Origin of the sequence: Hungatella sp. SL.1.14, assembly GCF_024460495.1 — a bacterium.
GTDB lineage: Bacteria > Bacillota > Clostridia > Lachnospirales > Lachnospiraceae > Hungatella > Hungatella hathewayi.
In genome coordinates this window covers 183,279-192,910 of sequence record NZ_JANFYJ010000010.1, presented here as the reverse complement: position 1 = coordinate 192,910, position 9,632 = coordinate 183,279, and the positions used below count along the sequence as shown (strand labels likewise).

The 9,632-nt window shown below is 49.1% G+C and carries 7 protein-coding genes; 6 read left to right on the top strand and 1 reads right to left on the bottom strand.

What is annotated here, in order from left to right:
• The first annotated feature begins 134 nt into the window (after nt 1–134).
• On the top strand, nt 135–788 hold the full coding sequence (locus NE473_RS13185; protein WP_055649028.1) for a hypothetical protein: 654 nt from the start codon (nt 135–137) through the stop codon (nt 786–788).
• 51 nt (nt 789–839) lie between these two features.
• On the opposite strand, the gene NE473_RS13180 is transcribed toward NE473_RS13185, so the two are convergent.
• The gene (locus tag NE473_RS13180) at nt 840–2,720 is read right to left on the bottom strand and encodes a bifunctional 3'-5' exonuclease/DNA polymerase (protein ID WP_341465575.1); all 1,881 of its coding nucleotides are present in this window, start codon (nt 2,718–2,720) and stop codon (nt 840–842) included.
• Nucleotides 2,721–3,056: 336 nt separating this feature from the next.
• Between NE473_RS13180 and NE473_RS13175 the strand changes: the two genes are divergently transcribed.
• The 5 genes from NE473_RS13175 (at nt 3,057) to NE473_RS13155 (ending at nt 9,597) form a co-directional block, all read left to right on the top strand.
• The gene (locus NE473_RS13175; RefSeq protein WP_006773269.1) at nt 3,057–3,350 is read left to right on the top strand and encodes an HPr family phosphocarrier protein; all 294 of its coding nucleotides are present in this window, start codon (nt 3,057–3,059) and stop codon (nt 3,348–3,350) included.
• 339 nt (nt 3,351–3,689) lie between these two features.
• Nucleotides 3,690–4,955, top strand: coding sequence for an HlyC/CorC family transporter (locus NE473_RS13170; protein ID WP_055649219.1), 1,266 nt, complete (start codon nt 3,690–3,692; stop codon nt 4,953–4,955).
• A 91-nt stretch (nt 4,956–5,046) separates the two neighbouring features.
• Complete coding sequence (locus NE473_RS13165; protein ID WP_055649029.1) at nt 5,047–7,236, top strand: extracellular solute-binding protein; 2,190 nt, start codon at nt 5,047–5,049, stop codon at nt 7,234–7,236.
• A 371-nt stretch (nt 7,237–7,607) separates the two neighbouring features.
• Nucleotides 7,608–8,447 carry a glycerophosphodiester phosphodiesterase family protein gene (locus NE473_RS13160; protein ID WP_055649030.1) on the top strand — a complete coding sequence of 280 codons (840 nt, stop codon included), beginning with the start codon at nt 7,608–7,610 and terminating at the stop codon, nt 8,445–8,447.
• A 10-nt stretch (nt 8,448–8,457) separates the two neighbouring features.
• The gene (locus tag NE473_RS13155; RefSeq protein ID WP_055649031.1) at nt 8,458–9,597 is read left to right on the top strand and encodes an extracellular solute-binding protein; all 1,140 of its coding nucleotides are present in this window, start codon (nt 8,458–8,460) and stop codon (nt 9,595–9,597) included.
• The last annotated feature ends 35 nt before the right edge of the window (nt 9,598–9,632 follow it).

Genomic DNA, 9,632 nt, shown 5'->3' with positions numbered 1-9,632 from the left:
ATGAACCAGCGCTCCTGGAGGAGACCCCTCCTGATATGACATCACAGAATATCCTTACATCTATACCACAAAAAGAATAAGTCTATAGCCTGTTTTGCTTGGCTATAAACTTATTATACGAGGAGGGACGGTTTATGGATTGGGAACAGCTTATGACGGAACTGAGAAAAAAAGAGGATCCGAAGGTGTATGCGGAACTGGGGTACAGAGATGCCTCTGTGATTCCGCTGTTTATCGAGGTGATGGAGAAGGAGAAAACGGCGGTTAAGTATCAGGCTGAGAAGGCGGTTCGGAAGATCAGTGAAGAGCGCCCCGCCATGCTTCTTCCATATGTGGATCGCCTGATCGGGCTTTTGGACAGCGATAATAATTTTATCAGGTGGGGGATGCTTCTTACGCTTCCGGGACTTTTAGAAGCAGGCGGGAAAGATATCTGGATGAAAATGAGAACCAGGTATCTTCTGTCGTTCCGATCCCGGCAGGTTGCGGAGTTTGGCAATGCGGTCTCAAGTACGGGGAAGATCCTGAGAGCCTGTCCGGAAGAGGAGGAGACGATCATCCCTTTACTCCTGAAGATAGACAGCCATACTTTTTTTCATCACGGAGTGCCTTCCCCGGAATGCTTAAATGTGGCGAAGGGGCATATACTGGAGTGCTTTCTGGAACAATTCCCGGATACCGCTTATCGAACAGAGATGGCCTCCTTTGCTAAACTGAACCTGGAAAACGACAGAAAACAGGTGTGTATCAGGGCACGGCGGCTTATGAAACTGGCAGGTGAAGTGTGATACGGTAACTGCTGACCGGTGAAACTGGGAAATGCCGGTCAGCAGTGCGGCCTATTTGCCTGCCCAGGAATCGGCTGCCTTTGCATCTGCTTCACAGGGGACATCGGGAAGAATCGCCTGTGCAGCTTCTTCCATCGCAGTCTTTAACAGAACGACCGTATCGTCTGCCTCTTCCACGGGGACTTCCATCAGGATCTCGTCGTGGACGATGGCGACGATTTTTTTGTCGCTCCCCCGGATTCTGGAGGCAAGGAGTCCAAGGGCGTGTTTCAGAATATCTGCGGCTGTACCCTGGACCGGGGTATTGGCTAAGTCAGCCAGCCCGGTGTTTGGGGGAAACAGAAATTTACGCCCGGTGAGCGTCCGGCCTTCCAGGGGATGGCTCTCCCTCAAGTCGTGGTGCCACCAGTTGATCCCGCGGTAACTCTGAAAGAAGGCGCTGCGAAACTGCTCCGCTTCCTCTAATGTCATCTCTACGCCGTACGACTGGCCTGCGTACTGCTTAAGACCCTCTGCCCCCATGCCGAATATCAAACCGAAATTCACGGCCTTGGCGGCCTGGCGCTGTGCTTTGGTCACCTGACTGACCGGTATGCTGGAAATCAGGGAGGCGGTGAGCGCATGGAGATCCTCCCCCTTCTGACAGGCACTCTTCATTCTGGAGTCGCCGGAGATCTGTGCCGCCACCCGCAGCTCGATCTGAGAGTAGTCAGCCAGAATCAGCTTTTTTCCGTCAGGGGCCGTAAAACAGCTGCGAAAATCAGCTTCCCGCGGAATCTGCTGGATATTGGGATTATAACAGCTCATTCTCCCGCTCCAGGCGCCGATCTGCATGTATTTTGGATGGAGCCGGTGAGTAACGGGATGAATCTGGGCCGGTATGGGGTGGAGGAAGGAGGAGAGGGATTTGGAATGTCTTCTGTATTCGGTAAGGGCCTGTACCAGAGGCTGGCTGTGGTAGGGGGTCAGGCTTCTCCGCGAGGTGGAGGTGACCGGAATTCCATACCGGTTCAGCAGTTTGAGCACATAGGGATTGCTCTCAAAGTTTACATCCAGGGCCTCTTCACCACCCCACAGGGTCAGCTGGCAGGAGGGGGTGCCGCTGTAGGTATAGAGAGTCTCCAGAGCGGCGTCGTACTGTTTCTCAGTCTTCCGGCGAAGCTCATCCCATTTTTCCAGATCGAGATTGATTCCATCGTATTCCGTACGGGCAATAGCGGAGACACAGGCAAATTCAATGGAAGCCGTCCGGCCGAGACCGTGACGGGCCAGAAGCGGATTCATTACATCATACAGCTTCAGAAGAATCCATGCATCCAGCGCGGCATAGGCCAGCTGCGATCCAGTCAGGGAGGCGCTGTCCCAGGAACCGGTCTGCTCTGTCTTATCCAGCTTAATGCCGAGATAGTGGTCTGCCACCACCGCCAGCCCGGCCTTTAAAGGGCCTCCGCACGGCCGGAGCAGCTGAGCGGCCAGCATCGTGTCGAAGACTGGAAAACAATCGATTCCAATCCCCATTAGAAACTGTAAGTCAAACCTGGCGTTGTGGAATATCTTTTCCGAGGGAGTGTTCAGAAGCTCTTTGAGGCAGGCAAATCCATCTGGAAGAAATGCAGCGCAGTCGATGACAAGCACCGGAATACCGGGAGCGCTGATCTGAATCAGACGGAGCCTGTCGCTGTGCGGGTCAAGCCCGGTGGTCTCCGTATCTATGGCAAGAAGCGGCGCTTCTTTTACTGTATGGAAGTAGGGGGTGAGATCGGAAGGCTGGGAAATAATCCGGAATTCAACGGATAAATCCGTAGAAAAAGATGTCTCCCTGCCGGATTCCAGGGGGAGGTCCGGCGTCCCGCTGTTGATTTCTGCCCCGAGAGAAGTCTGAAGATGTGGTGGTTCAATCCGGTCGTTTGACTGACTGATTACGTTTTCCAATGCGGCCTCCTTCCTGTCTGCACAAAACAGAACATACGTTCTTGATCTTTCCAGTATACTATATTGTGGGTAAAAAATCAATGAAAAATATAGAATTTCACGATCTTATGGCAGCGGTTCTGCTTTTGGAAAAAAATATAGATGGCAGAAAATCTGTATATAGGGTAAAATAGACAAAGTTTATAAAGGAAGATGGAATTTGCTTACAAAAATAAGTGTTTGAGAGTAAAATGGAAAAGGATAGACCGTATGAAACGATGCAGGTCTGGGGAAAATGATCTGACGTGAAAGCATATGAGAGAAAAGGGAATTTATCTATAGAAAGAGATCAGACAGATGGATGAGGAAGAAAGGACCGGGTACGGATATATGAAGAGCAGAGAGTACAATCTGGCGCCGGAAGAGGAAAAGGCCAGAAAACAGATGATGGAGCTGATTTTATTATCCAGCCGTTTTGCAAGCAGCATTACGGTGGAAAATGAAGAGAAGCATTTTAATGGAAAGAGTATTCTGAAGGCGGGAGAATTGAAAAAGGGAGAGCATTTTTATGTGGTGGCTGACGGCAGCGATGCTGAGGCGGCAATCGAGGCATTTGACCAGTTATTTCCGCAGGCAGCGGGAGGAATCTGACCGCAGGAAGCTGTGACCGGAGTACAATCGGTAAGAAAACGCGATAAGAAAGCGTTAAGAAATGCGGACGTTTCTTGACAATGAAGCGGGAGTTTTCTATAATTCACTCATAAATACCGCTTGATGCAGAAAGGAATTTACACATTTCATGGACGACGCCGACAGTGACGCGGAACCTGACACGCACAGGGCAAATTTTTATACGACGGTTACATACCGCTTAATAAAATCGAATAAGAGAATGAAATTATTGACATAGAAGCATAACCTGCGTTTCCTCCGGAAAGGCGGGCTATGCTTTTTGTGTGTGCAAAGAAAGAAGAGAGGAAAGAAAATTTTATGGAAGAACAGAGTATCTCACTGATGATTATTATTGGATGCATTATCATGTCCGCGTATTTCTCGGCGACGGAAACGGCGTTTTCCTCGCTGAACCGGATCCGGATTAAGAATATGGCGGAGAAGGGAAATAAGAGGGCGCAGCTGGTGTTAACGCTGTCTGAAAATTATGACGGGCTGCTGTCAACGATCCTGATCGGCAACAACATTGTCAACATTGCAAGCGCGTCGCTGGCGACGGTCATATTCGTAAAGCTGCTGGGCGATGAGGCGGGAGCGAGCATTTCAACCGTGGTGACGACAATCGTGGTTCTGATCTTCGGCGAGGTTTCTCCGAAGAGTATCGCCAAGGAGTCTCCGGAGCAGTTTGCCATGTTTTCTGCACCGTTTTTAAATGCGTTTATGGTGGTGCTGACGCCGGCCAACTACTTATTCAAGCAGTGGAAAAAGCTGCTGTCACTCCTGATCCGGACTTCGGGAGATCCCGGCATAACGGAGGAGGAACTGCTTGCCATCGTGGAGGAGGCAAAACAGGATGGCGGAATTGATGAACAGGAAGGACGCCTGATCAAAAGCGCCATCGAATTTACGGAGCTGGAAGCCATGGATATCGCAACCCCGCGCGTTGACGTGACGGGAATCTCCATTGATGCGGATAAGGAGGAAATTGCGGCGGTGTTTGATGAGACCGGGTACTCCCGTCTTCCTGTATATAAGGAAACGATCGACGATATTACCGGTATTATTTACCAGAAGGACTTTTATAACCGGATGTATCGCGGTACATGCGGTGTGGAAGCGATTGTACGGCCTGCGCTGTATGTGGCAAAAAGCAAGAAAATCAATGTCCTTTTGAAGGAACTTCAGAAGAATAAAATGCATATTGCGGTGGTGATCGATGAATTTGGAGGAACCATGGGAATTGTAACTCTGGAGGATATTCTGGAGGAACTGGTGGGAGAAATCTGGGATGAACACGATGTCGTGGTTCAGGAGATCGAGAAGATTTCTGATCAGGAATATCTTGTTTCAGGGAATGCCGGCGTGGAAAAGCTAATGGGTGAGCTGGGCTGTGAGGAAACGTTTGAATCGTTTACAGTCAGCGGCTGGGTGATGGAACTGGCGGAGCGGATACCGGAAGAAGGGGAGGTGTTCTATTATGATCACATGAGCATAACCGTCATAAAGATGAGAGACAGAAGGGTGGAGCAGGTAAGGCTCGTGCTGGAGGCAGAGCCCATGGAACCGTGTGCAGCTTCCTTCTAAAGTCACTGCAAAAAACAGATAGAAAACAGCCTGACCTCGTGCTATAATAAAAACAGTAGAATTTGAACGAACCAAAAGCGAGGTGCAGCCTATGCCAACAATCAAAGATATTGCCGCCAAAGCAGGGGTATCCCACGGTACGGTTTCCAATGTACTGAATAAAAGAGGGAACGTCAGCGCCGAAAAAATCCAGCTGGTGGAGCGAATTGCCAAAGAGATGGGATATAAAATGAATGTCCAGGCCCAGCAGTTGAGGGCCGGTACGGCGCGGAGAGTCTGTGTCATTGTGCCCAAGATCAGCTTAAAATGCTACAACGACTTATATACCGGGCTGGAACAGGTCCTGCGGGAGCACGATATCAGCATAGAGCTCATATCCACCAATAATCTGGAGCGTGATGAGGAAAAAGCGGTAAAGAAGGCGCTTTCCTTAAATCCCATGGCGGTGGTGGTGGTCAGTTCCCTTCTCAAGAACAGGGGGGTATTTACCCCGGATACCAGATTTTTCTTTGCTGAAAGAAAGGTGAAGGGGATGCCGGAGAACTCCGTCTATATATCCTTCGGGTTTGAACAGGCAGGACGGGATATCGCGCTAAAATGCATCGGGGACGGCCATCAGAATGTGGCTCTGCTCTGTGAGAACAGCATCTATTCCAACAACAAGAGCTTCATGAACGGTGTGGTGGATGTGCTGGAAGATGATAACTGCTCCTGCAAACTGTTTCCCGGTGATGACAGCATGTGGTTTAATAAGGCGTTCGATATTCTGGACTCCAAGGAGGAATTCGATGCAGTGATCGCCATGAGTCAGGAGGATGCCGACTATTTAAAGGCGGCCCACCAGTATAATCCGGATAAAAAGATGCCGGTAATCTATGCGCTGACCAGCAAGAGCATCGGCATCGATCCGGATGTGTGCAGATATGAGCTGAACTATAAGCTGATGGGCAGAAACATAGCGGGGCAGATTATTCATGCGGGCGGAGAAGATGCAGAGGCGGCCCCTGCTAAGAAGCAGCAGATCATCATGGAAAACGACGGATTTTATGAGAAATCACTTCCGTCTGCCGGTAAGAAAGAGAGCATCTGCTTTCTGACGATCCAGAATCTGACCAGCAAGGCGATTGGCATGCTTCTTCCTTCCTTCACCAGGGAGACCGGAATTGAAGTGAATATGATAGAGGTCTCCTACGATGAACACTATAAGATGGCTCAGACCTGCGTGCAGAACAGCCCCTATGACCTGGTCCGTATTGACATGGCGTGGATGACGGAGCTGGGCGATAAAATCTACAGACCCTTCGATGGCTCCAGCTCTTCGGTTCAATGGCTGCAGCAGCAGATTCTTCCCTCGCTCTCAGAAAATTACTCCATGGTTCATGGCATTCAGTATGCATTTCCGCTGGATGCCTGTGTGCAGATGCTGTTTTATCGGAAGGATTTGTTTGAGGATGAGCTGATCAAGAGGGAATTCTTCGAGAAATACAAACGGCGTCTGGAGATACCAAAGACGTTTGAAGAATACAATGAGGTGGCCAGATTTTTTACCAGAAAGGAAAACCCGGATTCCAGAACGAGATATGGAGCGGTTACTTCGTACGGAAGGACGTTTCTGGCGGCGTGCGATTTTCTGCCGCGGTTTCGGGAACTGAAGAAGGATATCTTCGATGCACGGGGAAATGTAAACATACTGATCCCCGAGATGAAACAGGCAGTCCGCAACTATCTGGACACGTGCCGGTACGCGGGCAGTGCTGTCTACCAGTGGTGGGGAGAGCCGACGCGCCAGTTTTCAGAAGGCAGTACGGCGATGCATATTGTGTTCTCCAACTATGCTTCTGAGATGATTCACAATCCGGAATCGAAGGTGGTGGGACGAATCGCCTACGACACGGTTCCCGGCGGACAGCCATTGTCAGGCGGGGGCTCTGTGGGAATCTCCAGATTCAGCAAAAAGTACGACGCGTGCATGAGCTTTTTGCAATGGCTGTACCGGAAAGATATAGCGGAAACCATTACCTATCTCGGGGGATACGTCTGCAACCGCCAGATCAGCAGAAATATGGATATCCTGGAGCGCTATCCGTGGCTGGAAAATATGGAAAAATCCTTTGAGCCCGGCTGGAGACTCTATAAGCATGACCGGAACCCGGATTTCAATGAATTCCTGTTTGAAGATATCCTGGGGAAGGCAATCCGGTCCATCGCCTCGGGAATTGAAGGGATGGATGATGCGCTGGAAAAGGCGCAGGCTGAATGTGAACAGGCATTTAACCGGTAACGGTTTGATAAAATAACGAATTTGACAAAATAAAAAAGATGCTGCGAAATAAATTTTAGACAGGTAGGCTGATATCTGAAATTTATTTCGCAGTCTTTTTTTGCCTTTTTAGATTTTTAGGAGTCTCTGTTTCAAAGGCAGTTTTGTATGGAATCTGGCGATAGAAGGAAAATAACGGAAAAATATTTGAACGTGCCAATGAATAAGAGCCTAAAAATATAGAAGTAAAGGAAATTAAATACTAAAATGCACAAAAAAATGTAAAATCAATGTGATATCTATGTAAAATCAACAAATAAATATGGAAAAACTATTGACACGTTCCAATAAATGGTGTATAAAATAGATATAGAGACAAGGAGGTACGGAACATGTACACAAAGAATCAGTCAATCAGAGAACTCATTGATAAGAACCGGATTTTGATTGCGGCTCATCGCGGTACCTGCGGTGGAAACGTGGTGCAGAATACCTGCCTGGCATATAAGAACGCACTGCTTCACGGAGCGGATATGATCGAGGTAGATGCGTCCATGACGACCGACGGAGTATTTTATGCATTCCATAATGGGGAAGAGCCTCTGGAACTGGGCATTGAGCGGGATATCAGAACGATGTCGTCGGAGGAAGTGGAGAAGCTTTTTACACTGAATTCCCTGCGCCAGGTATGCGGACAGAAGCTGGAGCGTTTGGAAGAGGTCCTGGAGAGCTTCCGCGGGAAGTGTCTGATTAACATCGACAGATCCTGGTTTTACTGGAAAGAGATCATTGCTCTTTTAGACCGCATGGACATGAAAGATCAGATTCTTTTGAAATCCGGTGTAGAAGAGGAGCTCTTAAAGGAACTGGAGGAGAGCGGTACCGGCATCATGTATATGCCGATCATGAAGAGCCCGGAAGAATGGGAGATTCTTGAGAAGTACGATATCAATGTGGCCGCGGCGGAACTCATTTTTACGGATACGGACAGTGAATTCTTAAGCCCGGAATTCATGGGGCGTTTGAAGCGTGCAGGCATCGCACCGTGGGTGAATGCGATTACTTTAAACGATGAGATCGTACTCTCAGGGCTGTTGGATGATAATAATGCCATTAAGATCGGTTTCGATGAGACATGGGGAAAATTGACAGACCTGGGATTCGAGATTATTCAGACTGATTGGCCGGCGTTGTTAAAGGGATACATAACAAACAAACCAAATAAAAAATAGGAGGAGCATTATGAAGAACTTAAAAAAATTTGCGGCACTGGGATTATCGGGAGTTATGGTACTGTCACTGGCGGCCTGCGGATCAGGGACAAAGAATACGACGACGGACACGACAGCCGCAGGGACGGAGGCAGCAGCGAAAACAGAAGCGGCAGGCGATACTGAGGCTGCGGCGGATACGGCAGCAGCTGGCGGAAACGTGGACAAGAGCCAGAAGCTGATCATTTACACCAACTCCGGTTCCAACGGCAGAGACGCATGGCTGAAGGAAAAGGCGGGAACAGAAGGATATAATGTCGAAGTAGTGCAGATTCAGGGCGGTGACCTGGCGAACAGAATTATTGCAGAGAAGAACAACCCGCAGGCAGACCTGGTGTTCGGACTGAATTCCATCGAATATGAGAAACTGAAAGCGGAGAATGTCCTGGATCAGTGGGAGCCTTCCTGGGCCGGAGATGTGGATATGACGCTGGGTGACAAGGACGGATACTATTATCCGATCGTGATTCAGCCGCTTGTCAATATGATGAATGCCGACCTCCAGAATCCTCCGAAGGACTATACCGATCTGGTAAATCCCGAGTGGAAGGACAAATATACCATCTTAAACTTCGGAGGCGGCACCGGTAAGACCATTCTTGCCAGCCTGCTTGTACGCTACAGAGATGACAGCGGAGAATATGGGATTTCCGATGAAGGATGGGATTTCGTAAAGAACTGGATTCAGAACGGCCACATGGAGGTACAGGGAGAGGACTACGTCGGAAATGCAATCTCCGGCACGGTTCCGATCACAGAGATGTGGGGAAGCGGCGTTCTTCAGAATCAGACAGAGAGAGATTATAAGTTCCAGATTATGGTTCCGGAGGTGGGCGTACCATACGTAACAGAGCAGGTAGCCATGATTACGGGGTCCAAGAAGCGCGATCTTGCAGTTGATTTCGCTAACTGGTTTGGTTCAGCGGAGGTTCAGGCTGAGTGGATGAATCAGTTCGGCACCATTCCGTGCCAGCCAAAGGCGGTAGAGGAAGCTCCAGCCGATATCAAGGAATTTATGGATCAGGTTCATCCGCAGGATATGGATTGGGGATTTGTTGCAGCAAATATTGATCAGTGGGTTGAAAAATGTGAGCTTGAGTTCTTACAGTAGATGACGGACGGCGGTATGGTTTATGAAGATAAATG